The sequence below is a fragment of the Macrococcus sp. CoH-51_TC_04 genome (assembly GCF_058188655.1).
Genome location: NZ_JBVGOY010000079.1, coordinates 1 through 257, shown reverse-complemented (window position 1 = coordinate 257; position 257 = coordinate 1). Strand labels below are relative to the sequence as shown.

Below are 257 nucleotides of genomic sequence, written 5' to 3'. Positions count from 1 at the left end.
GTTAGGATCACGGGTCGCACGCTTCGCTATCTTGTAGATATTGTCGTTTGCGCGAGCACGTGCATACTGTGGTGCCGGGTTGTGGCGAATCTTGCCGGTCTTAGTGATGGTCCAGCTTTCACCAGAGTGAAAGTCCCGGGCCATGAGCGGGGTACGGTAGCCGCGAGAATTCAGATTGAACGATTCACTGGTCTTGCGACCAGCAGTCGTGCGCCGGAACAGAGCATGCAGCTCAGGCTCGTCAGCACGATCTATAC

Annotated in this window: 1 protein-coding gene; it reads right to left on the bottom strand. The window is 56.0% G+C overall.

Going from position 1 to position 257, the window contains the following annotated elements; translation table 11 throughout:
- On the bottom strand, window positions 1–257 hold a 257-nt coding region (locus ACZ2V4_RS11840; RefSeq protein ID WP_490514970.1), incomplete at both ends, for a hypothetical protein.